20 protein-coding genes are annotated in these 21,726 nt (G+C 73.8%); 15 read left to right on the top strand and 5 right to left on the bottom strand.

The features are described 5' to 3' along the window. Nucleotides 1–100 precede the first annotated feature (100 nt). Nucleotides 101–2,899, bottom strand: coding sequence for a hypothetical protein (locus KF840_05620; GenBank protein ID MBX3024372.1), 2,799 nt, complete (start codon nucleotides 2,897–2,899; stop codon nucleotides 101–103). Between the two features lie 109 nt (nucleotides 2,900–3,008). Here KF840_05620 and KF840_05615 point away from each other — a divergent pair, with 109 nt between their 5' ends. The 11 genes from KF840_05615 (at nucleotide 3,009) to KF840_05565 (ending at nucleotide 13,007) form a co-directional block, all read left to right on the top strand. Continuing rightward, nucleotides 3,009–4,160, top strand: coding sequence for a DGQHR domain-containing protein (locus KF840_05615; protein MBX3024371.1), 1,152 nt, complete (start codon nucleotides 3,009–3,011; stop codon nucleotides 4,158–4,160). A 79-nt stretch (nucleotides 4,161–4,239) separates the two neighbouring features. Next, on the top strand, nucleotides 4,240–5,445 hold the full coding sequence (locus KF840_05610; GenBank protein ID MBX3024370.1) for an endonuclease/exonuclease/phosphatase family protein: 1,206 nt from the start codon (nucleotides 4,240–4,242) through the stop codon (nucleotides 5,443–5,445). Between the two features lie 127 nt (nucleotides 5,446–5,572). After that, the gene (locus KF840_05605; protein MBX3024369.1) at nucleotides 5,573–6,010 is read left to right on the top strand and encodes a PaaI family thioesterase; all 438 of its coding nucleotides are present in this window, start codon (nucleotides 5,573–5,575) and stop codon (nucleotides 6,008–6,010) included. Continuing rightward, entirely contained in the window at nucleotides 6,007–6,390 is a 384-nt protein-coding gene (locus KF840_05600) for a PaaI family thioesterase (protein MBX3024368.1), read from the top strand. Before KF840_05605 ends, KF840_05600 begins: the two co-directional genes overlap by 4 nt. An 11-nt stretch (nucleotides 6,391–6,401) precedes the next feature. Beyond that, nucleotides 6,402–7,379 carry a DUF2889 domain-containing protein gene (locus KF840_05595; protein ID MBX3024367.1) on the top strand — a complete coding sequence of 326 codons (978 nt, stop codon included), beginning with the start codon at nucleotides 6,402–6,404 and terminating at the stop codon, nucleotides 7,377–7,379. Nucleotides 7,380–7,438: 59 nt separating this feature from the next. Next, a complete protein-coding gene (locus KF840_05590) occupies nucleotides 7,439–8,662 on the top strand; it encodes an amine dehydrogenase (protein MBX3024366.1) in 1,224 nt (407 codons plus the stop codon). A gap of 20 nt (nucleotides 8,663–8,682) precedes the next feature. Then, nucleotides 8,683–9,222 (top strand): methylamine utilization protein MauE, encoded by a 540-nt coding sequence (locus KF840_05585; GenBank protein ID MBX3024365.1) that lies wholly within the window; start codon nucleotides 8,683–8,685, stop codon nucleotides 9,220–9,222. Continuing rightward, complete coding sequence (gene mauD, locus KF840_05580; protein ID MBX3024364.1) at nucleotides 9,215–9,829, top strand: methylamine dehydrogenase accessory protein MauD; 615 nt, start codon at nucleotides 9,215–9,217, stop codon at nucleotides 9,827–9,829. The genes KF840_05585 and mauD overlap by 8 nt, the downstream gene beginning before the upstream one ends. Before the next feature lie 19 nt (nucleotides 9,830–9,848). Further along, on the top strand, nucleotides 9,849–10,394 hold the full coding sequence (locus KF840_05575; GenBank protein ID MBX3024363.1) for a twin-arginine translocation signal domain-containing protein: 546 nt from the start codon (nucleotides 9,849–9,851) through the stop codon (nucleotides 10,392–10,394). A 3-nt stretch (nucleotides 10,395–10,397) separates the two neighbouring features. Then, complete coding sequence (locus KF840_05570; protein MBX3024362.1) at nucleotides 10,398–10,856, top strand: cytochrome c; 459 nt, start codon at nucleotides 10,398–10,400, stop codon at nucleotides 10,854–10,856. A 60-nt stretch (nucleotides 10,857–10,916) separates the two neighbouring features. After that, nucleotides 10,917–13,007: an AAA family ATPase gene (locus tag KF840_05565; GenBank protein MBX3024361.1), complete on the top strand. Its 2,091-nt coding sequence runs from the start codon at nucleotides 10,917–10,919 to the stop codon at nucleotides 13,005–13,007. Nucleotides 13,008–13,146: 139 nt separating this feature from the next. Here the strand turns inward: KF840_05565 and KF840_05560 are convergent, their stop codons facing one another. Next, nucleotides 13,147–15,225, bottom strand: coding sequence for a hypothetical protein (locus tag KF840_05560; GenBank protein MBX3024360.1), 2,079 nt, complete (start codon nucleotides 15,223–15,225; stop codon nucleotides 13,147–13,149). A gap of 115 nt (nucleotides 15,226–15,340) precedes the next feature. Between KF840_05560 and KF840_05555 the strand changes: the two genes are divergently transcribed. Then, the gene (locus KF840_05555) at nucleotides 15,341–15,757 is read left to right on the top strand and encodes an ester cyclase (protein MBX3024359.1); all 417 of its coding nucleotides are present in this window, start codon (nucleotides 15,341–15,343) and stop codon (nucleotides 15,755–15,757) included. Between the two features lie 8 nt (nucleotides 15,758–15,765). Then, nucleotides 15,766–16,734, top strand: coding sequence for a zinc-binding dehydrogenase (locus KF840_05550; protein MBX3024358.1), 969 nt, complete (start codon nucleotides 15,766–15,768; stop codon nucleotides 16,732–16,734). A gap of 11 nt (nucleotides 16,735–16,745) precedes the next feature. Here the strand turns inward: KF840_05550 and KF840_05545 are convergent, their stop codons facing one another. Both KF840_05545 and KF840_05540 read right to left on the bottom strand, forming a co-directional pair. Then, nucleotides 16,746–18,554, bottom strand: a complete 1,809-nt coding sequence (locus tag KF840_05545) for a HAMP domain-containing histidine kinase (GenBank protein ID MBX3024357.1) — start codon at nucleotides 18,552–18,554, stop codon at nucleotides 16,746–16,748. A gap of 93 nt (nucleotides 18,555–18,647) precedes the next feature. Next, nucleotides 18,648–19,277 (bottom strand): DUF2959 family protein, encoded by a 630-nt coding sequence (locus tag KF840_05540; GenBank protein ID MBX3024356.1) that lies wholly within the window; start codon nucleotides 19,275–19,277, stop codon nucleotides 18,648–18,650. Between the two features lie 156 nt (nucleotides 19,278–19,433). On the opposite strand from KF840_05540, the gene KF840_05535 reads away from it, so the two are divergent. Together KF840_05535 and KF840_05530 are read left to right on the top strand one after the other, a co-directional pair. Further along, nucleotides 19,434–19,814 (top strand): VOC family protein, encoded by a 381-nt coding sequence (locus KF840_05535; protein ID MBX3024355.1) that lies wholly within the window; start codon nucleotides 19,434–19,436, stop codon nucleotides 19,812–19,814. Between the two features lie 3 nt (nucleotides 19,815–19,817). Further along, nucleotides 19,818–20,189: a DUF4345 domain-containing protein gene (locus tag KF840_05530; GenBank protein MBX3024354.1), complete on the top strand. Its 372-nt coding sequence runs from the start codon at nucleotides 19,818–19,820 to the stop codon at nucleotides 20,187–20,189. Nucleotides 20,190–20,420: 231 nt separating this feature from the next. On the opposite strand, the gene KF840_05525 is transcribed toward KF840_05530, so the two are convergent. Further along, complete coding sequence (locus KF840_05525) at nucleotides 20,421–21,719, bottom strand: Hsp70 family protein (GenBank protein ID MBX3024353.1); 1,299 nt, start codon at nucleotides 21,717–21,719, stop codon at nucleotides 20,421–20,423. Between the last annotated feature and the right edge of the window lie 7 nt (nucleotides 21,720–21,726).

The raw sequence follows: 21,726 nt of genomic DNA, 5'->3' as shown, positions 1-21,726 counted from the left end.
GCGTGCCGGGGGCGGCGCGCCCGCCGGGGGACGTTCGGGGCCGTGCCCGGCTGCGTCATCTGCCCAGTTGGCGGGCATGACTGCTCAAAGAGGCGGCGACTCAGCGGCGGACGAGCAGATCGGCGGCCGATGCGACGCCGTCGCGATTGGCGTCGCCGGTGCCGCACGCCGGTGGCTGCGAGCCGAAGATGGCGCTCAGGACGTCGCCGATCCGATCGCTGGGCACGAAGCGGCAGACGGTGACGCGGAGGGCGCGCACGTCGTCGCCGCCGCGGCCGTCGAAGGCGCCGATGCGCAGCTCGTGCGAGCCGACGTCGGCGGGCGTGGTGCCGGTCCAGCGGAACACCGCCGCGCCGGCGCCGCTCGGGGACTCCTGGAAGCTGGCGGTCGCCGGCAGCTCGCCCAGCGCGTCGAGCTCGGCGAACCACGCGAGGCGATCGCCGTCGGCGTCGCTGGCGCTGGCGGCGATCTCGATCGGGGCGCCGATCGCGGCCAGCACGTCGTTGCCGATCGTCAGGCGCGGCGGCGTGTTCGCGGCATCGATGCGGACGGCGCGGGCGTCGCCGAAGGCGAAGCCGCTGTGCGCGTCGCGCTGCGCCCCGGGATCGCCGCAGGTGGCGGGGCCGGCGCCGAGGCCGCGGAAGGCGATGACGGCGGCGTCGCGGCTGACCCGCGGCTCGAGCGGATCGCCGCGGCGCGCCCAGCAGTCCTGCGGTCCGCCGCGGGTGTCGGTGATCTGGGTGAAGCGCTGCGTGGCGACGTCGTAGCGGAACAGCTCCTCGTTGAAGTCGGGGTTGCCGACCGCGGGATCGAGGTCGGCGCAGCTCGCGATCACCACCGCCGCGCCATCGCCGCTGATCGCCGCGGCGAGCGCCGACGCCGCCGGATCGGCGAGGATCTCCTGGCTCGCGCCGCTCGCCAGGTCGATGAGCTGCGGGCGCAGCGGATACGCTCCATCCTGGAGGGGCGGCCGGCGCAGCAGGGCCAGGCGGGCGCCGGCGTCGTCGAGCGTCGGCGCCAGCAGCGGCCCGGCGTCGCCGAAGGCGGCGACGAGGCGGCGCCGACCGCTGGCGACGTCGTACCCGTACAGGTTGCACCCCGGCGGGTCGCCGAGCGGCAGCGCGGTGAAGAAGGCGACGCGGTCGCCGGCGAGGCTCAGGCGCGGTTGCGCCGCGGCGGCGGGGCGGCAGACCGGTGGGACGTCGGGCATCGTCGGCGTGTCGGTGATGGCCGTCACCGTCCCGGCGGCGACGTCGTAGAGGTCGTAGTTCCACCCGGCGGAGGACTCGTCGCCGCCGCGGTAGTGGAAGGCCGCGACGCGCGCTCCGCCGCCGTCGAGGTCGAGGGAGCCGAGCGCCGGCAGATCGAAGGTCTCGCCGCCCGCGAGATCCCAGAGCAGGGCCTGGCCGCGACCGTCGACCTCGCCGGTGAGGAGCACGCGGCGGCCATCGCGGCTGAGGAGCGGCGGCGCGAAGCTGCGGCGGAAGGGCAGCGGCGGCGCGAGCGTGTAGGCACCGGCGCCGGCGGGTTCGTCGATCACCAGCCGCTGCGGCTCCGGCCAGCGCGCGAAGCGCGAACCGGTGGCGTCCATCGCCGCCGTGAGCGCGCTCGCGCGGCCGCGGCTGGGCTCGAGCGGCACCAGGGCGTAGTCGCGTGGCACGACGCGCAGGGGGACGCGCCGGGTGGTGGTCGTCTGGTCGCCCGCCAGGGCGCTCAGCACCAGCTCGTAGTCGATGCCGGGGGTCAGGTCGGCGCCATCGATCGCCGCGACGAGAGCCGAGAGCACCGGACCGGCGCCGCTCGCCAGGCGGCGCTCGGGCCGGTCGGCGCCGCGCAGGTGCAGCGTCCAGCTCGTGACCGTCTGGGCGCGCGGGCGGACGCTGACGCGGACGCCGACGCTGGCCGCGGCGTCGAGGCGCGTCGCGAAGGGCGGCGATTCGATCGCCAGGTCGACGCCGGGCGTGACCGCGGGCAGCGCCGCGAGCGCGAACGGCCCGCCGTCGAGCGGCAGCAGGGTGGGGTTCTCCAGGCCGGCGGCGAAGAAGTACAGGGCATCGCCGCGCATGTCGGCGGCGATCACCCGGCCGTCGGCCAGGGCCAGCAGGTCGTAGGGCGCCACGCCGCCGCATGCGGTGCGCTGGATCTCGAGCTCGGGCGTCGCCGCGATCAGACCGCCCGCGCCGGCGCCGTACACCCAACGCTCGTCGGCAGCCAGGGCGATCGCCGTTCCGCCGCCGTGGTTGGTGAACAGGGCCGCGCCCGGCTCGTCCGTGCGCAGCACCTCGATGGTGCCGGTCGCATGGCTGACGTAGAGCCGGAGCCCATCGCCGGAGAGCGCCAGGCGATTGGGGCCGGCCGCGGTCTCGAGCGGCGCGCGCAGGGCGCCGCTGACGGTGTCGACCACGGCGATCGTCGCGCCGGCGGAGCGGGCCACGTAGGCGACCTCGCCGGTGGGCGAGAGGGCGACGGCGTTGGGCGCCTCGCCGACGGCGATCGACGCGACCGCGGCGCGGCGCGCGGTGTCGATGACCGCCAGGGTGCCGACGGTCTTGCAGGCGACGTAGAGCGTCCGCCCGTCGGGATGCACGGCGAGGCCGACCGGGCCCGGGTCGACGGGAACGACGGCGGCGACGCTGTCCGTCGCCGGGTCGATGATCGACACCGTGGCGTCGGCGAAGTTCGCGACGTAGACCGCCGAGCCGTCGGGCGCGGCGGCGATCCCGTCGGGCTGCCGGCCGACCGGGATGCGCTCGATCACCAGCCGCCGGTCGACATCGACCACGCCGACGCTGCCGGCGCTCAGGGTGGCGACGTAGAGCTTCTGCAGCGCCGCGGCCGGCGCGACGCCGAGCAGCCACAGGGCGATCGCCGCGCCCGCCGTCATCCTCGTCCGGCCCATGCCCCCGCCACCCTACGCGGCCGGGCGTGCTTTCGGAACGGCAATCGCGCCGCCGCGGCGGTTGACAGCGGCGCCGCGACGGCAGAGAAGCGCCGGCGGAGGGGTCAGGATGCTCGCGACGCAGGTACGGCAGAAGGACAGTCGCTTCTACTTCGTGGCCTATCCGGCGGAGGACCTGTTGCGCCGGGTGCGTTTCATCAGCCGCTACTACGGCGAGGGCGAGACCATCGAAGCGACGGCGCCGCGCAAGGACGACGAGGTGGCGACCTTCATCGCCAAGATCGAGCGCTCCGATGCCGCTTTCCAGCGCGGCCTGGCGCGCAAGAAGGTGAAGGCGATCCAGGATTTCTACGCCGAGGCGGTGCACCAGCCGCCGATCCCCGGGGCGGTGCTGCTGTTCACGCCCGAGGAGCTGCGCTTCGAGGCCATCGGCAGCTTCGAGAACGTCGGCAACCTGGAGGAGCCGCGCCAGCCGTACCTGATCATCGACGGCCAACACCGCCTGGCGGCGCTGCACTTCTACCGCGAGAAGTTTCCCGCCGAGGCGAAGGGCATCCTGGTGCCGTGCATGATCTTCGACGGCAAGACCGAGGACTTCGCCACCGAGATGTTCGTCACCATCAACTCGACGCCGACCCGCATCAACAAGAGCCACCTCGTCGACCTCTACGAGCGCGTCGCCTACGCGGCGCCGGACAAGAAGCTGGCGGCCAAGGCCTGCGAGCTGATCTACGCCGAGTCCGACAGCCCGTTGCAGTACCGCGTCAACCGCCTCGGCGGGCGCTCGCGCCAGGTGAAGTGGATCCTGCAGGCGGAGCTCTTCAACGAGGTCCACCGCTGGGTGCGGCTGGAGGCGCGGCGCCTGAAGGTGAAGAGTCTGAGCCGCAGCCGCGACGTCGAGCGCGCGGCGCGCGCCGAGATCTACGAGCCGCTGCGCGATTTCCTGATCGCGGCGCACCAGGCGCTGGTCAGCTCGTGGGGCAACGAGCGCTACATGGTGACCCGCGCCGTGACCCTGAAGGCGCTGGTGCGGGTGTGCGCCGACCTGCATCGCGCCGACGGCGCCGCCGACGACCGCGTCCGCCGCTGGACCAACAAGCTGCGCCGCCTGCGCGAGATCGAGCCCGACTTCCGCGTCGAGGGCTTCTACGAGCGCTTCCCGGCCAAGGGCCAGGTCGAGCGCGTCGCCCGCATCCACCGCCGCATCGACCAACTGCTCGGCATCACCCCGATCGCCGCCAGTCGCGACCAGGAGGCCTGAGCGCCGCGGTTGCCGCCGGGCGCGCCGCGGTTCCGCTCGCCCGCTCGGGATGGTACGGCTGTCCGCGGGGGGCTTGGCAATGGCATCACGGTTCGCGGTCCTGCTGGGGCTCGTGCTGGCGGCGTCGCCGGCGGGCGCGCTCGGCACCTTCACCTGTTACCAGGCGAAGGACCTGAAACAGCCGAAGTTCGTGGCGACCACGGTGTCGCTGCTGAGCGATCAGTTCGCCACCCGCACCGGCGCCGCGGTGAAGAAGCCGGCGTTGCTGTGCTCGCCGGCGAGCGTCGACGGACAGGCGGCGGTCGCGCCCGCGGCGCATCTCGCCTGCTACAAGACCAAGCCGCACAAGCTGGCGGCGCCCGTCCAGGTCCAGATGACCGACGCCCTCGGCGGCGGCCGGTTGGCGCTGCAGAAGGCCACCCTGCTCTGCGTCCCAGCGGCGGCGACCGTGCAGCCGGTGGCCTCGAGCGGCAGCCTGCTGGCGCTGACCTACAACGTCGCCGGCCTGCCGGAGGGCCTCTCCGGCTCGCACCCGGCGGCGAACACGCCGCTGATCGCGCCGCGCCTGAACGCCTACGACCTGGTGCTGATGCAGGAGACCTGGCAGACGCCGAACCCGAATCCGCTGGCGCCGACGCGCGTGTACCACGAGATCCTGGTCGCCGGCAGCCAGCACCCGTACAAGTCGGTGTCCGCCACGCACCCCTTCGGCAGCGATCCGGACCGGCCGAGCGCGATCCTCGGCGACGGGCTGAACCTGTTCTCCCGCTTCCGCTTCGACGACACCGTCCGCCAGCGCTGGTCGGGCTGCTGGAACACCGCCGCCGACTGCCTGGCCCTGAAGGGGTTCAGCGTCTCGCGCATGGTGCTGCCGATCGGTGGCAGCGTCGACGTCTACGACCTGCACATGGAGGCCGGCAGCGCGCCCGAGGACAAGGCCCTGCGCGATGCCGGGGTCACCCAGCTCGCGACCTTCATCAACGCCCACTCGGCCGGCCGGGCGGTGATCGTCGGCGGCGATTTCAACCTGCACACCGATCGCGAGCCGGATGCGACCCAGTTCCAGCGCCTGCTCGCCGACGCCAACCTCACCGACGCCTGCGCCTTCCTCGGCTGCCCCGACCCGGCCCGCATCGACAAGGTCCTGGTGCGCAGCAGCGCCCAGGTGACGCTGACCCCGACGTCGTGGTCGCTGGAGACCGCCGACTTCCTCGACGGCGACGGCGAGCCGCTGAGCGACCACGAGCCGGTGGCGGTGCGCATCGACTGGACGGTGGCGCCGTAGGCGGCCGGCGGGCCGGCGCGCGGCGTCCCGGCGTTCCCATCCGCGGCCGCGAGGTGGTAGGGCGCTCTGCATGAGCGAGGCGAAGCGCTACGCGCTGGCGGCCTTCTTCGGCCCCGGGCGCGACGAGATGGTGAGTCACACGCCGCACGCCCATCACCTCGGCATGCGGGTGATCGAGATCGGTCCGGCCTTCTCCATCTGCCGGCTGCCGTATCGCGAGGAGATCATCGGCGATCCGCAGCGCCGGGTGGTGTTCGGCGGCGCCATCACCACCCTCCTGGACCACGCCTCCGGCATCGCCGTCGCCTGCGCGCTCGAGGAGCTGGTGCCGGTGGCCACCATCGACCTGCGCGTCGACTACCTGCGCGCCGCCGAGCCGGGCTGCGATCTCTTCGCGCGCTCGGACTGCTACCGCGTCACCCGCAACGTCGCCTTCGTGCGCGCCATCGCCTACGACCGCGACCCCGCCGATCCCTTCGCCGGCTGCATGGGCGCGTTCATGATCGGCGCCAACCGCAGCGGCGCGCCGATGGCGCAGCTCCTGCGCCAGGCGACCCAGTCGTGAGCCGCATCCTCGCGGCCATTCCGTACGCCCGGTTCCTCGGCGTCGGCGTCGAGCAGGTGGAGGGCCAGCTCGAGTGCGTGCTGCCGTTCCGCGACGAGATCGTCGGCAACGCCCGCCTGCCGGCGGTGCACGGCGGCGTTCTCGGGGCGTTTCTCGAGCTGACGGCGCTGCTGCGCCTGCTCGACGAGAGCGGCACCGATCGGGTGCCGAAGCCGATCACCTTCAGCGTCGACTATCTGCGCTCGGCGGGGCCGACCACCACCCGCGCCCGCGCCGACATCTTCAAGCTCGGCCGCCGCATCGCCAACGTGCACGTCGTCGCCTGGCAGGACCACCCGTCGCGCCCGGTCGCCGCCGGCAACGGCAAGTTCCTCCTCTGAACGGCCGCGCCGTGCGCCTCGACCAGGGCGGCCACCCGCTGCACACCCGGGCGCTGTCGATCGTCGTCGACGGCGACGCCGGTGGCGCCTGGTCGGTCGCCGGCGACCTGGTCGATCTGCGCAAGCGCGGCTTCACGCCCGTCGGCACCGAGATCCAGGGCGCCGGCATCATCCACCAGATGGGCCTGACGGCGCGCGTCGATCCGGCGCGGCGCGTGCTCGAGACGGTGCAGGCGCGCCAGGCGGTGGTCGCCTTCGAGGCCTCGGCGGCGACGCGCGGCGAGAGCTGCCGCGACGTGGTCGGCGGGCTCGCCGCGCTGCACGGCATGCCGCTCGACGACGCCGCCCGGCTGCGCCGGGTGATGGGCGGCGCCGCCGGCTGTTCGCATCTGCTCGCCGTCGGCCAGCTTCTGTGCGCCACTCTCGCCGACTGCGGCGACCTGCCGTCGGTGCCCGCCGCCGCCGTGCATCGCCAGTTGCTGCGCCGCGACCTGGTGATCGACGGCAACGAGCAGGCCGACGGCCGGCTGGCGATCGCCATCCAGCTCGGCGACCTGCGCACCGCGCCGGCCGGCGCCGGGGGGCGGGCGATGGACCGCTTCCTGCGTCACGACGAGACGCGGCTGGCGGTGCTGCTCGAAGGCTGGCCGGCGTCGATCGCCGCGCTGTCGGGCGGCGAGCGCCGGCGCGGCGCGGCGGATTTCGCCGCCGCCGCCTGGCGCGACCTCGGCGCCGAGCTGGCGCCGCTGCGCGGTCTGTCGCTCGGTCGGGGCGCGGCGCAGGCGCTGCTGGCCGCGACCGAGAACCTGCCGCGCGTCCGCGACGCGCTGCTGCAGCTCGCCGGCGCGCTCATCCAGTGCCGCGCCTCGTTTCCCGACAAGTGGCTCAATGCCGCCGCCGCGCCCGGGCATCCCGGCCTCATCGGCATGGCCGACTCCTGCTACATGTGGCGCCGCGGCGGCGCGCTGGAACGGGTCCGCGGCGGTTGACGGCGGGACCGCGCGCGCAGTGGCGTCCGGCACCGCCGTGCGCTACGAGATCGTCCGCCATGCGCTGTCTCCTCCTGATCGCCGTCGTGCTGCTCGGCGCGCTGCGCGGCGCGGCCGAGGTGGCGCCGGAGCACACCGGGGCAGTGGAGAGCCTGCCGGCGCCCCAGCCGCACTGGGTGTGGACCGCGGATCTGATCCTGCAGCGCTCGGCGCTGATCGACGCCGACGACGGTCGCTTCCTCGGCATGATCAACGGCGGGTACGGGACGGTGATGCCGCTCGTCGCGCGCACCCGGCCGGAGATCTACGTGCCGGCGACCTATTACTCGCGCGGCACCCACGGCACGCGCACCGACGTGGTCGAGATCTACGACCCGACGCACCTGGCGGTGCAGGGCGAAGTGGTGATTCCGCCCAAGCGCGCCACCAATGCCGTCGCCCTCGCCCATGCGGCGCTGTCCGATGACGATCGCTTCCTCGCCCTGTTCAATTGGACCACCGGCACCTCGCTCAGCATCGTCGACCTGCGCGAGCGCCGCTTCGCCGGCGAGATCGAGACCCCGGGCTGCAGCCTGGTGTTCGCCGCCGGGCCGCGCCGCTTCTTCTCGCTCTGCGCCGACGGCGCCGTCTTCACGCTGACGCTCAACGACGACGGCAGCGAGGCGAGCCGCGCCCTCAGCCCGCCATTCTTCGACCCGCGCGTCGACCCGGTGACCGAAAAGGCGGTGCGCAATGGCGACGAGTGGCTGTTCGTCTCGTTCGACGGCATCATCCACCCGGTCGACGGCAGCGGCGAGACGCCGCGCTTCGGACCCACGTGGTCGCTGGTCGATGACGCCGACAAACGCGAATCGTGGCGGATCGGCGGCCTCGAGCACCTGGCGGTGCACCGCGCCAGCGGCCGCCTCTACGCGCTCATGCACCGCGGCGGCGCCGACACCCACAAGGATCCGGGGGAGGAGGTGTGGGTCTTCGACCTCGCCAGCCACCGCCGCGTCGCCCGCATTCCGCTGGTGAATCCCGGCTTCACGATCTACGGCTTTCCGATCGGCAGCGGCAGCGGCGTCCTGGCGCGCCTGATCGACTGGCTGCTCGACCACGTCGCGCCGCCGCTGGTCCACTTCATCGCCGTCACCCAGGACGCGCAGCCGCTCTTGGTCACCAGCTCGCAGTTCAGCGGCATGCTCGGCGTCTACGACGCGCAGAGCGGCGCCTTCCTGCGCCGCGCCGGCCCGACCGGGTGGACCAGCGACGTGCTGCAGGCGCCGTGGGGTGGCTCGTGAGCCTCGATCCGGCGCTCCGGCTGGTCCTGCGGGCGAGCTTGTCGCTGCTCCTCGCCTCGGCGGCGTGGCACAAGCTGCGCGACGTCGGCGCCTTCCGCGCCGCGGTGGAGGGCTACCGCCTGCTGCCGCCGGTGTGGACGGTGCCCTTCGCCGCCTTCGCGATCGCCGCCGAGTGCGGTCTGGCGGTCGGGCTCTGGCTTCCCGGGGTCGGCGGCGCCGCGGCGCTCGGCGGCGCCGCGCTCCTCGGCCTCTATGCGGCGGCGATGGCGATCGCGCTCCGCCGCGGCCGGCGCGACGTCGATTGCGGCTGCGCCGGCCCGGCCCGCCGCCAGTCGGTGCGGCCGGCGCTGGTGGCGCGCAACGGCGTGCTGATCGTCGCCGCGCTGCTGGCGGCGCTGCCGGCGGCGCCGCGCGCGCTGACCTGGATGGACGGTCCGACGATCGTGCTCGCGCCGGTGGTCGCCGCCGGCCTGTACCTGGCGGTCGACGGCCTGCTCGCCAACGGCCCGCGCCTGGCGGCGCTGGCCCGCCTGCGGCGGCCGGAGGTCGCCGATGCTTGAGGCGCTGCTGATCTCGAACGGCGTCCTCTGGCTGCTGGTGCTGGCGCTCACCGCCGTGGTGGCGGCGCTGGTGCGGCAGATCGGCATCCTGCACGAACGCGTCGCGCCGGCCGGCGCCCTGGTGGGCCGGGAGGGGCCGCGGCTCGGCGAGCCGGCGCCGCGCCTGCTGGTCGACGACTGGAACGGCCAGCCGGTCAGCCTCGGGGGCGCGGCCGCCGACGGGCGGGCGACGCTGATCGCCTTCGTCTCGCCGACCTGCCCGGTGTGCAAGACGATGCTCGAGATCCTCGACGCGGTGATGCGCCGCGAGCAACAGCGGGCGCGCCTGCTGTTGGCGAGCGACGGCCCGCGCCAGGAGCACGAGGCGTTCGTGCGCGAGCATCGCCTGGCGGAGCGCGGCTACCTGTTGTCGAGCGAGCTCGGGCTCGTCTACCAGGTCGGCAAGCTGCCCTACGCGGTGCTGATCGACGCCGCCGGCGTGCTGCGCGCCAAGGGCCTGATCAACACCCGTGAGCACGTCGAGAGCCTGTTCGAGGCGATGGAGCGCGGCGTCGGCTCGCTGCAGGAATTCCTCGCCGCGCCGCGCGGCGACCGCGACGTGGCGTGAAGGAGACGGAGGACCGGCGATGCACGACCGCCTCGACCGCTGGATGGCGAACCTGTCGCGCCGCGTGGCGCGGCGGACCTCGCGGCGCGGTTTCCTCGCCCGGCTGGCGACCGCCGTGGTCGGCGGCGCGGCGCTGCCGCTGCTGCCGATCAGCCGCGCCCACGGCGCGACCCGGGTGCCGATCCCGGGCGAGCCGCCGCCCGACACCGCCGCCGGCGATGCGACCTCGTGCGAGTACTGGCGCCACTGCGCCATCGACGGCTTCCTGTGCAGTTGCTGCGGCGGCAGCCAGCGCGCCTGCCCGCCGGGCACCGAGCAGTCGCCGGTGACCTGGATCGGCACCTGCCGCAATCCGGCCGACGGCAAGGACTACGTGATCTCGTACAACGACTGCTGCGGCAAGCACGTCTGCGGGCTCTGTTTCTGCCACCGCAATCAGGGCGACAAGCCGATCTACTTCCCGCCGCGCAGCAACGACATCAACTGGTGCTACGGCGTGTCGACCGTGATCTACAACTGTTCCACCGCGATCGTCCTGGGGCTGGCCACCGAGGAGAAATCCTAGGGGATGGAATCGACCGAACGACGGCGGTCACCGCGGCGCGCGGGACTCCTCGGTGCGCCCCTGCGCGCCGCGGCGGTGGCGCTCGCGCTGCTCTCCGCGGTCCCGGCGCCTGCCGACGAGGCGTACCTCTACGTCATGCACTGCCGCGGCTGTCATGGCCCGGAGGGGCAGGGGGCGGCGGGCGGGGCGCCCGATCTGCGCGACACCATCGGCCGCTTCCTGCTCGTGCCCGGCGGGCGCGAGTATCTCATCCGCGTGCCCGGCACCTCGCAGTCCGAGCTCGACGATGCGCAGACCGCCGCGCTGCTGAACTGGATGGTGCGGCGCTTCGGGCCGCGCGCGGCGGCGACCGCGCTCACGCCGTTCACCGCCGCCGAGGTCGCGGCGCACCGGCGGCCGGCGCTGCTCGACGTGCGCGCCACCCGCGCCGCGCTGCTGGCGGCCATGCCCGCGACGCCCTGAGCGGCGGAGGGGCCTTGCGGGGGCCGCCGCGAGCGGTCATCTTCCTTCGCCGGTCCGCGCATGACGAACCCGATCGTCGATGAGGAGCTGGCGCTGCTCGCCGCTGTCCGCCGGGCCCTTCGGGAGCATCCGGAAGGCGCCGGCGCGTCCGAGGCCAGCGCGCTGGCCGAGCTCGAACGGCTGCGCGAACAGCTCCTCTCGGGTCGCGGCGCCGACGACCGGGCCGCCGCCCTGCTCGAGTACAATCGGCAGGAGGCGCTGGTGAAGCAGTTGCGCTCGGCGCGGGATCGGCCACGGGTCGCCGCCGACTCGCCCTACTTCGGCCACCTGCGACTGCGCGAGCAGCGCCGGGAGTGGGACATCTGCCTCGGCAAGGCGACCTTCATCGCCGGCGGCATCAGCGTCGTCGACTGGCGCAACGCCCCGGTATCGCGCCTCTTCTACCGCTACGAGCAGGGCGACGAGTACGACGAGGAGATCGCCGGCCGGTCGCGCGAGGGGCGGGTCGTCAGCCGCCGCACGGTGACCGTGCGCGACGGCGTCCTGCAGCGCGTCGACGCGCCCGAGGGCATCTTCCGCCGGCTGCCCGGCGGCGGCTGGGAGCAGGCGTCGCGCGAGGCGCCGCGCCTGCACGGCGGGCAGGGCGCGGCGCTGCGCGTCTATCAGGCCGACGCCGGCGGCGAGCGCCAGCTCGGCGCCAGCCCCGAGGGGGCGGCGGTGCGCGCCGACAAGCACCTGCCCGACATCGCCGGCCTCATCGACCCGGCGCAGTTCGAGCTCATCACCAAGCCGTCGAGCGGCCTGGTGGTCGTGCGCGGCACCGCCGGCTCGGGGAAGACGACGGTCGCCCTGCACCGCATCGCCTACCTCGCCTACGACGACCCGGCGATCGACGGCGAGGGCACCCTGGTCGTCGTCTTCTCGCGCGCGCTGCGCGACTACGTGTCGCACGTCCTGCCGGCGCTCGGCGTGCGGCGGGCGCGCGTCTGCACCTTCCACGAATGGTCGCGCGAGCAGCGCCGCCGCCACTTCCCGATGCTGCCGCGCGAGATCCGCGACGACGCCCCGGCCGTCGTGCAGCGCCTGAAGGCGCACCCGGTGATGCTCGAGATCCTGGCGGCGCAGGCGGCGCGCGCCGGCGGCCGGGCCACGCCGCGTCAGGCGGTGGACGACTGGGGCAGCGCGCTCGCCGACGCGGCGCTGCTGACCGGCGTGGTCGAGCGGGCCGCCCCGGGGGCCTTCGGTCGCGACGAGCTGCAGCGCGCCGCCGACTGGTGCGGGCGCCGCTACCGCGATCTGCTGGCCTTCCTCGCCGGCGAGGATCCGACGCCGGTGGAGCTGTCGGCGGAGGACGACGCCCTGCTGCTGCGCGCCTTCCAGCTCCGCGTCGGCCCGCTGCGCGACGCCGCCGGCCGCCCGCTGGCGCTGCGCCACGTCGCCATCGACGAGGTGCAGGACTTCTCGCCGCTCGAGGTGCGGGTGCTCATCGACTGCCTGGACGATCGTCGCAGCATGACCCTCGCCGGCGACACCCAGCAGCACGTCCTGCAGGACGCCGGCTTCGCCTCGTGGCAGGACTTCTTCCGCCACCTCGGGCTCGCCGGCACGGAGGTCGAGACGCTGCGCGTCGCCTACCGGTCGACGCACGAGATCGTGCAGTTCGCCCTGGGCATCCTCGGCGACCTGCGCGAGGACGAGACGCCGCCGGAGACCACGCGCAGCGGGCCGCCGGTCGAGCTCTTCCGCTTCACCGACCACGGCGCCGCCGTGGCCTTCCTCGCCACCGCCCTGAAGCGGCTGTCGGCGCGCGAGCCGCTGGCCTCGACGGTACTGCTGGCGCCCTCGGCCGAAGTCGCCGGCATCTATCACCGCGCCCTCGAAGCCGCCGAGGTGCCGCGCCTGGCCTGGGTGCAGGATCAGCGCTTCAGCTTCGCGCCCGGCGTCGAGGTGGCCGAGGTCGCCGACGTCAAGGGACTCGAGTTCGACTACGTCGTCCTGCTCGAAGCCAGCGCCGCGCACTACCCCGACACGCCGGCCGCCCGCCGCCGACTGCACGTCGGCGCCACCCGCGCCATCCACCAGCTCTGGCTGACCAGCGTGGCCACGCCCTCGCCGGTGTTGCGTGAGTCCTTCGGACGGTTGGGCTCTTAGAGGCTGGTAGGGTGTTAGGCTGTTAGCTGTTAGGCTGTTAGCTGTTAGGGTGTTAGCTGTTAGGGTGTTGCGCTGTTAGGGTTTCTCGCCTCAGGTCCACCCTAACAGCCTAACAGCCTAACAGCCTTAACACCCTTCCTCACGGCACGTCGCACCCGAACGGCATCACGCCGGGGTAGTCGTTCACCAACGTGCCCTCCTCGACGTGGTTCGTCACCGCTTCGGGATCGGTGAAGGCGCTCGCCAGCCAGTCGCGCATCAGCACGCCGTCGATCGGGTAGTTGGTGTAGAGCTCGGGGCGCGGGCTGATGACGTGGATGTTCTGGGCGATGGCGGGCATGAAGTAGCTCACGCCCGGCAGGTCGCGCGTGGCGCAGTACGAGGCGCGGAGGGCGTTCACCCAGTCCGCGGTCGACGAGAAGAAGGTCGTGGCGACCTGGGTCTCGTCGACCTGGTTCGAGAGCACCAGGATCTGCTGTTCGGGGACGGAGAGCAGGCGCGGCGCCATGTGCTCGAGGATCACCGGACCGACGCCGCAGTCGGTGGTGGTGCAGTAGGACGGCATGTAGTTGCGCGCCCCCCAGCCGAGCGGCGGCGTGTCGTTGATCAGCAGCGCCCCGAGCGCCCGCACGCCGAGGGCCTGGCCGTTGTCGAGCGCCAGGCCGGCGTCGGGGTAGGCGGCGGTGCGTGCCCACAGCAGATCGTCCAGCACCCAGTGGTAGTTGTAGATGGTGCCGAAGGCGCCGGCGGAGAAGCCGCCGAACAGCGCCCGCACCTCGTCCGGGCGGTAGCCCTGGGCGGTGTCGCGGTCGAGCTCGCGCCAGATCAGATCGCGCACGTAGCGCATGGCGGCGCGCACGTTGACGGCGCCGTACCGGTGGACCGTGACCTCGGGGAAGTTGCTGGTCGTGCCGCCGCCGATGAAGACGTCCTGGTTGCAGTACGGCAGGTAGACCTTCGTCCAGTCGGCGAAGTACGGGTTGATCTGCGGGTCGTTGGAGAGCGTGCCCCCGGTCTCCGGCTGGTCCGAGAGCGCCTCGAAGAGATCGGCGGGACGGGTGGCGCAGTCGGAGCCGAAGATGCAGACGCCGCCGCCCTGCATGCCGACGACCACGCGGTCGACCGGCGCGCCCTCCGGCGCCAGCCGGATCCAGAAGGCGAACGGGCTGCCGTCGCCGCAGCGGGTCCCGTAGGTGTCGGAGTCGAGCACCACCTGCACGTACTCGCCGCGCGGCGCCGCCACCAGCCCGTCGCGCGGGCCGCAGTCGAGAGCGAGCGGCGCGGTGTCGGCGTGGCCCATGGCGGTCAGACAGCGGGCCTGCGCCGCCGCGCGGGCGGCGAAGGTCGGCGGGTCGACGGACACCAGCGCGGGCAGCGATGCGCAGGCGGTGCCGACGGCGAGCGCCACCTGGTCGCGCGCCGCATCGGCCGCGGCGGCCGTCGCCGCCGGGTCGCAGGCGCCGCCGTCGCGGGCGGCGGCGAGGCAGGCGTCGTAGAGTCCGAGCTGCTCGTCGACCAGGCTCGCGGCATCCGCGTGCGCCGTCGTCAGACAGGCGCGCGCCGCTTCGTCGGCGCCGCTCAGGGCGGCGCCCTGGGGCCCGCCGAAGGCGCGGCTGGCCAGCGACTGCCCCTCGGCGCCGCACGCGGCCTGCATGCGGCCGACGAGGGCGGCGACCGTCAGCTCCGGGTTGAACCCGGCGGCGTGGACGCTGGCGTCGGCCGGGCAGGCGGCGCGCACCGCCGCGTCGACCTTCGACAGCGCCGCGTCGGCCGAGTCGTCGCCGTCGCCGCAGGTCGTGCCGAGGCTGAGATAGCAGCCGCGCAGCGCGTCGCTGATCGACGCCACGCAGGTGCGCAGCGCGGCCGCGGCGCCGTCGCCGCAGGCGGCGCCATGGTCCACCGTCGGGGTCGCGGTCGGCGCGGCGGTGTCCGTGGCGATCGGCGTCCCGGTCGGCACGCCGGTCTGCGTCGGCACGGCGGTGTCCGTGGGCAGCGGCGTATGGGTTGGCGCGCTGGTGCTGGTCGGCAGGGCGGTGCCGGAGGGCACCGGCGTGCTCGTGGGCGCCTGGGTGTCGGTGGGAACGACGGTCGCGGTCGCCGTGGCCGCCGGGCGGGTGGCGGTCGGAACCGGGGTCGGCGTGGTGGACGAGTTACCGCCGCCGCAGGCGGCGAGCAGCGCGGCGAACGCAAGGACGGGGCCGAGGATGCGGATCGTCATCGGCCAGCTATGGAACGGCATCGCCGGTAGTGCAACGGCGACGGGGCGAACGGTCCGCCGCTGGATTTCTCCGGCCGTCTCTGAGATCCACCGGCGGCAGCAGCGAGGAGGCGACATGCCCAGCGACGCCGTCCGGCGCCAGCGCGAGGCGCTGGTGCGCCGGCACATGGAGGCGGAGAACGAGCACGAGTACGAGGTCGCGATCGGCACCTTCGCGCATCCGCGCTACGAAATCATCGCCACCGACCGCGTCTTCGACGGTCTCGAGGAGGTGCGGGCGTACTTTCGCGAGAGCCGCACCGCCTTTCCCGACCAGCGCAACGAGCTGATCGCGCTGCACCACGCCGACGACGCGGTGATCGCCGAGTTCTGGCTCCTCGGGACGCACCGCGGGCCGCTGATGGGCATCGAGCCCACCGGCCGAGGCTTCCGCTGCCGCATGACCGCCTTCTTCCTGTTCGACGAGCGCGGCCTGATCTGCGAACGCGTCTACTTCGACGCCGGCACCATCCTGCGCCAGATCACCGCCTGAGGGACGCGATGAAAGCTGCCGTGTACTACGACACCGGTGCTCCCGACGTCTTGCGCTACGAGGACGTTCCCGATCCGGTCTGCGGACCCGGCATGGTGCTGATCGAGGTCCGCGCCGTCAGCATCGAGGGCGGCGACACGCTCAATCGCGCCGGCGGCGACCTGGCGGGACGGCCGCACATCGTCGGCTACCAGTGCGGCGGGGTGGTGCGCGCCGTCGGCGAAGGGGCGCGCGACCGCGCCGTCGGCCAGATCGTCGTGGCAGTGATGCCGCACGGCTCGCACGCCGAGCTGGTGGCGGTGCCGGCCGCGACCACCTGGGTGGTGCCGGACGGGCTCGACGTGCGCGCCGCCGCCTGCGTGCCGATCCCCTTCGGCACCGCCGACGACTGCCTGTTCGAATTCGGCCGCCTGCGCGCCGGCGAGACGGCGCTGATCCACGCCGGCGCCAGCGGCGTCGGCATCGCCGCCATCCAACTCGCCAAGCGCGCCGGGGCGACGGTGCTCGCCACGGCGTCGAGTCAGGTCAAGCTCGAGCGTCTGAAACCGCTCGGCCTCGACCAGGGCATCAACTATCGGGAGGAGGATTTCGTCGCCCGGGTGCGCGCCCTCACCGGCGGCGCCGGCGCCGACGTGATCGTTGACTCGATCGGCGGCCACACGCTCGAGGGCAGCATCGAGGCGCTCGCCTACCGCGGGCGCATCGCCTACGTCGGCTCGGCCGGCCGCGACGCCCACCGCCCCAACCTCGACGCGCTGCGCCCCGGCAACAAGACGATCGTCGGCATCTTTCTCGGCGCCGAGCTGGTGCTGCAGCACGCGCGCGTGCACGGCATGATCGCCCGCCACCTCGCCGATCTGGCGCGCGGCGCGCTGCAGGTGATCATCGACCGCGAATACCCGCTGCGCGACGCCGCCGCCGCGCACGCCTACATCGAGAGCCGACAGGCGATCGGTCGCGTGCTGCTGATCCCGTAGCCGGGCGCGGCTCAGCGCGGGGTGGCGCGCAGCGGCAGCCAGACGCGGAACGTGCTGCCGGCGCCGAGGCGGCTCTCGACGTCGACCCGGCCGCCGAGCGCTTCCGCCAGGCGGCGGACGAGGAAGAGGCCGAGGCCGACGCCGCTCGGCGAGCGGCCGCCGCCGACCTGTCGGAAGGGCTCGAAGATGCGCGACAGGTCCTCGGCGGGGATGCCGTGGCCGGTATCGCTGACCGCCAGCTCGATGCCGTCGGCGGCGGCCCGCGCCGCCAGGGTGATGCGGCCCTGGGCGGTGTACTTGCGCGCGTTGTCGACCAGGTTCTTGAGGATCATGCGCAACTTGAGCGCGTCGGTGAGCAGCGGCGGCAGGCCGTCGGGGATGCTCCAGTGGAAGGTGACCCCGGGCAGCGGCGGCAGCGCCGCGACCTCGCGGGCCAGGGTGTCGACCAGGAGCGCGATCGACACCGGTTCGAGGACCAGCGGCATGCCGCGCCCGTCGTGGCGGCTGAGCTCGAGCGCCGCCCCCATGAGCGCCAGCAGCTCGCGGGCATTGTGCTGGGCGCGCTCGAGCACGCCCTGCTGCTCGCCGCTGAGCGGACCGCAGGCGCCGTCGAGCAGCATCTCGTTGTAGCCGATGATCACGTTCAGCGGCGTTCGCAGCTCGTGCGACAGGTTGGCGAGGAACTCCGTCTTCAGGCGATCGGCGGCGTTCATCGCGTCGACCAGGCGAGCGGTCTCGAGCGCCAGGGCGGCGAGCTGCGCGATGCCGGCGGCGAGCGGCGTCACCGCCGGCGGGAGGGCGTCGCCGGAGGCGCGGAAGACGGCGGTCTGCACGCCGACCACATCGTCGCCCCGGCGCAGGGGAATGAAGATGACGTGGCCGACGGCGTGGCGGCGGCTGAGCGCCGCCGTGGGCAGGGCGGCGATCTCCTCCGGGGTCAGGATCACCGGTCCGTGGCGGCGCAGGCGATCGAGCAGCGGGGCGACGGCGGGCGCCGGGATGGACAGCGCGTGCAGCGCGTTGAGCTCCTCCGCATCGTCGCTGACGCCGGCGGCGACCCGGAACACGCCGTCGGCGTCGCGCATCCAGGTCTGGCTGGCGTTGCACGTGAACGCCTCGACCGTCAGTTGCGCCAGGCGTTCGAGGACCGCGTCGGTGTCGAGGGCGGCGATCAGCTCGCGGCCGACCCGCGCCAGGGTCGCCGAGACCCGCGCCTCGGCGCGCAGGCGGTGCTCGGCGTCGGCGGCGCGGGCACGATAGCGGCCGAGCAGGTGCGCGACGTAGATCGACAGGCCGAGGCAGGAGACGACGACGATGGTGGGATAGGCGAGGAGCGAGGCGCCGCCGTCCAGGGCGACGGCGGTGCCGGCCATGGCCACGGCGGCAAGCGCGACGACGATGCACTGCGCCCGCACCGTCCAGGGCAGCAGCGCCGCGCCGGCCAGGGTGACGGCGCTGCACAACACCGGCGTCGTCAGCGGATCGCGGCCGACGGCGCTGGAGACGGACGACACCGCGAAGGAGACGGCGATCGCCAACAGGGCGACGCGGGTGATCTCGGCGGCGTCGCGGGCGCCCGCCAGGGCGCGGAAGGCGAGCGCCAGGGTGAGGACGTACACCGCCTTCAGCGGGTAGAGGAGCCACAGCATGTCGGCGGCGAAGAAGGCGTCGCCAAGGGCGAAGAGCGCGGTGGCGACGAGCGCCAGCCAGAGCCCGAAGTAGACGCGGGCGCGCAATTCCGCGTCGAGCGCGGCGCTGGGCGCACCGGCGCCGGCGGCGCGCCCGGCGGGCGAGGGCACGCGCCGGTGCAGCATGGTCATCACCGCCTCCGGCACGGCCCGGAAGGGTAGCCGAGGAGGCGGGGGCCAGGAAGCCGAATTTCCGCGCCGCGCTGCCGCGTGCGGCGACGCGGCTCAGTCGATGGTCTCGAGGACGGTGATGTACTGGTTGGCGAGGGCGACGGCGATCTGAAGATCGCGCAGGGCGCGGTCGGCGGCGGCGGCGGGCACGGTGGGGACGGGGGTGTCGGCGGTCGGGTGCCGCAGGGCGGCGAGCGCGGCCTGCATCCCATCGAGGACCGGCGGCAGCGCGGCCTCGGCACCGCGCATGGCATCGAGCAGGCGGGTGAAGGGAGCGTGGTAGGCGTCGTAGCGCTGCTGGCGCCGCTGGCGCAGGCCGGGGTCGGCGGCGCTGTCGATCTCGTGCTGCCACTCGCCGAACAGGGCCTCGGCGGCGCTCTCCACCGCCGCCCGGCGCGTGCGGATCAGGGTGGCGTTCTCGTGCGCGTCGGCGAAGCTGGCGCGCAGCGCCTGGTAGTGGACGGCGGCGCCGTGCGGCGCGGCGCGCGCCTCCTCGAAGTCGGGCACGGCGTCGGCGAGCTGGACGCGCGCCTGGTCCATCGCGTCGCGCGCCTGCTGGACGCGGTTGGCCAGCAGGTCGGCCTTCGCCCAGCCGAGCTGCGACATCGCGGCGTAGTAGATGGTGCTGCAGCCGCCGAGGCCGGCGAGGACGAGGATGGCGAGGGGCAGGGCGGGTCGGCGCATGGCGGCGGGAGAGGAGCAGGCGCTGTTTGACCGGGACGCCGAAGCAACACAAGAGGCCACGATGGCGATTCTGCCGCGCCGCCGCGGCAAGGCAAGTCTGGCGCACGATCGTGGTCGGCGCTTGCGCGCCGGCCCGGGAATGAGGCAGCGAGAGGCATGGCGATCGGCGTCATCCGCTTCGACCACGTGAACGTCACCGTCCCGGCCGCGCTGGAGACGGCGGCGAAGCGCTTCTACGGCGAGGTGCTGGGCCTGACCGAGATGGCGAAGCCGGAGGCGACGCGCGGCCGCGGCGGCGCCTGGTACGCCTGCGGCGCGATCCAACTCCATCTCTCGCGCGAGGAACGGCCGACGGACGAGCCCGCGAGCCGGCGGCACGTCTGCGTCGTGGTCGCCGACCTGGGGCGGGCCGAGGCGGCGTGCGTGGCGGCGGGCCTGACGATCGAGCCCGACGAGCGGCCGATCCCGGGCTGGTCGCGGTTCTACGTGCGCGATCCGGGCGGCAATCGCATCGAGATCGCCGGCGCGGTGGAGTGAGCGATGCACGGACGATGGTTTCTCGCCCTGTCGGCGCTGGTCTGGTTCCCCTATGGATTGTTCTGCTTCTTCAACCCGGTGGCGCTCGCCGGCGGCGCCGGCGTGGTCTTCACCACCGCCACCGGCGCCAGCGAGCTGCGAGCGATGTACGGTGGCCTGCAGGCGGCGCTCGGGCTGCTCGCCTTCGCCGGCATGCAACGCGAGACGCTGCGGCGGCCGGCGCTGGTCACCCTGTTCACCGTCACCGCCGGCCTCGGCATCGCCCGCCTCCTCGGCGCCGTCTCCGACGGCGCCTGGTCCGGCTACACGTTGATGGGCCTGGTCTTCGAATGGGGCTCGATGCTGTGGTCGGGGGCGCTGCTGCGGCGCCTGTGACGGCGGTCCGGGCCGACTCGGCGTACTTCGGGATGCGTTCCCCGCCGCGTGACGAAGACATTTCACCACGGAGGCACGGAGACACGGAGAGTACTGATCTCGAAGCCCGCTCAGCGTTCATCCCAAAGTTCATTGGAAATGAAGTGAGAAGAGGCCCCGCGCCTTCGCTATGGCACCGAGCCCTCCGTGTCTCCGTGCCTCCGTGGTGAGGAGTTTTCTGTCTCATCAAGGCTAGGACTCGGCGGCGATCAGGGCGAGGCCGCGGGCGACGGTGATGAGCTCGTCGCCGCCGCGGACGCGGTCGGCGCCGAAGCGGGCGGCGAAGATGGCGCGCACGCTCGGCACCAGGGACGAGCCGCCGGTGAGGAAGACGCGGTCCACCGCCGACGCGGGCACGCCGCAGCGCAGCAGGAGGCGGTCGACGCAGGCGGCGATGCGCATCAGGTCGACGTCGATCCACGATTCGAAGGCGGCCCGGGTGATGGTGGCCGCCAGGGGGTCGGACAGCTCGTCGAAGGAGAACGCCACCTGCGGGGCCGTCGAGAGGCCGAGCTTGCAGCGCTCGACCTCCTGGTAGAGCGCGTAGCCGAGGTCGTGGCGGACGAGGTGGATGAGGTTGGCGATGCGCTCGGGCTCGACCGCCTGCTGCCGCAGGCGGCGCAGCGTGTCGAGGGTCTCCGGCGTGGCGAGCAGCGACAGGTCCTCCCAGCGCTCCAGGCGGCTGTAGATCCAGGACGGGATCGGCAGCTCCTGCCCGCCTTCCGAGCGGCGCTTGCAGCCGAGGCCGAGCGCCGGCGAGACCACCGCGCGCACCAGGCGGGCGTCGAAGGCGTTGCCGGCCAGGGGCACGCCGTCGACGGCGAGGATGGTCTCGGCGCGATCGCCGGCGCGGCGCGCGCCGGGGCCGAGGCGCACCAGGCAGAAGTCGCTGGTGCCGCCGCCGAAGTCGCCGATCAGCACCAGCTCGTCGTGGTCGAGGGCGCGCTCGTACTCGTAGGCGGCGGCGACCGGCTCGTAGGCGAAGGCGACGCGGGTGAAGCCGGCGAGCTCGGCGGCGGCGGTGAGGCGGGCCAGCGCGGCGGCGTCGCGGGCGGGGTCGACGTCGCCAGCGGCATCGACGACGAAGTGCACCGGCCGCCCGATCAGGACGGCGTCGCCGGCCGCGTCGAGCTGCGCCATGGCGGCGGCGCGCAGGCCGCGCAGCATCAGGGACACCAGCTCCTCGAGGGTGAGCGGCCAGCCGAACACGGAGGTGCGCTCGAAGTGGCGGCTGGCGAGGAAGGACTTGAGCGACTGCATGAAACGGCCGCCGGCGTCGCCGCCGGCCTCGCGGTAGGCGGTCAGCGCCGCGGGACCCGCGAGCGCCGTTGGCTTCTGCCCATAGGTGGCGCGCTCGGGGCTGAAGTAGAGGACCGAGCGGAAGGTGGCGGTGCGGTGGCCATCGAGCTCGAACGTCGCCAGCCGCGCCGGGCCGCCGGGCTCGGCGCGCGCGACGGCGCTGTTGGTGGTGCCGAAATCGAGGCCCAGCACGAGCGCT

Source organism: bacterium (genome assembly GCA_019637795.1).
Classification (GTDB): domain Bacteria; phylum Desulfobacterota; class Binatia; order HRBIN30; family CADEER01; genus JAHBUY01.
Note: the sequence above shows the minus strand (reverse complement) of the source record. Positions and strands in the feature narration are given on the sequence as shown.

Coding starts and splice junctions, on each gene's coding strand:
- KF840_05535 (MBX3024355.1), top strand. CDS start 19,434: ATGGCGATCGGCGTCATCCGCTTCGACCACGTGAACGTCACCGTCCCG.
- mauD (MBX3024364.1), top strand. CDS start 9,215: ATGCTTGAGGCGCTGCTGATCTCGAACGGCGTCCTCTGGCTGCTGGTG.
- KF840_05530 (MBX3024354.1), top strand. CDS start 19,818: ATGCACGGACGATGGTTTCTCGCCCTGTCGGCGCTGGTCTGGTTCCCC.
- KF840_05555 (MBX3024359.1), top strand. CDS start 15,341: ATGCCCAGCGACGCCGTCCGGCGCCAGCGCGAGGCGCTGGTGCGCCGG.
- KF840_05545 (MBX3024357.1), bottom strand. CDS start 18,554: ATGACCATGCTGCACCGGCGCGTGCCCTCGCCCGCCGGGCGCGCCGCC.
- KF840_05605 (MBX3024369.1), top strand. CDS start 5,573: ATGGTGAGTCACACGCCGCACGCCCATCACCTCGGCATGCGGGTGATC.
- KF840_05565 (MBX3024361.1), top strand. CDS start 10,917: ATGACGAACCCGATCGTCGATGAGGAGCTGGCGCTGCTCGCCGCTGTC.
- KF840_05610 (MBX3024370.1), top strand. CDS start 4,240: ATGGCATCACGGTTCGCGGTCCTGCTGGGGCTCGTGCTGGCGGCGTCG.
- KF840_05575 (MBX3024363.1), top strand. CDS start 9,849: ATGCACGACCGCCTCGACCGCTGGATGGCGAACCTGTCGCGCCGCGTG.
- KF840_05590 (MBX3024366.1), top strand. CDS start 7,439: ATGCGCTGTCTCCTCCTGATCGCCGTCGTGCTGCTCGGCGCGCTGCGC.
- KF840_05550 (MBX3024358.1), top strand. CDS start 15,766: ATGAAAGCTGCCGTGTACTACGACACCGGTGCTCCCGACGTCTTGCGC.
- KF840_05570 (MBX3024362.1), top strand. CDS start 10,398: ATGGAATCGACCGAACGACGGCGGTCACCGCGGCGCGCGGGACTCCTC.
- KF840_05620 (MBX3024372.1), bottom strand. CDS start 2,899: ATGGGCCGGACGAGGATGACGGCGGGCGCGGCGATCGCCCTGTGGCTG.
- KF840_05560 (MBX3024360.1), bottom strand. CDS start 15,225: ATGACGATCCGCATCCTCGGCCCCGTCCTTGCGTTCGCCGCGCTGCTC.
- KF840_05540 (MBX3024356.1), bottom strand. CDS start 19,277: ATGCGCCGACCCGCCCTGCCCCTCGCCATCCTCGTCCTCGCCGGCCTC.
- KF840_05615 (MBX3024371.1), top strand. CDS start 3,009: ATGCTCGCGACGCAGGTACGGCAGAAGGACAGTCGCTTCTACTTCGTG.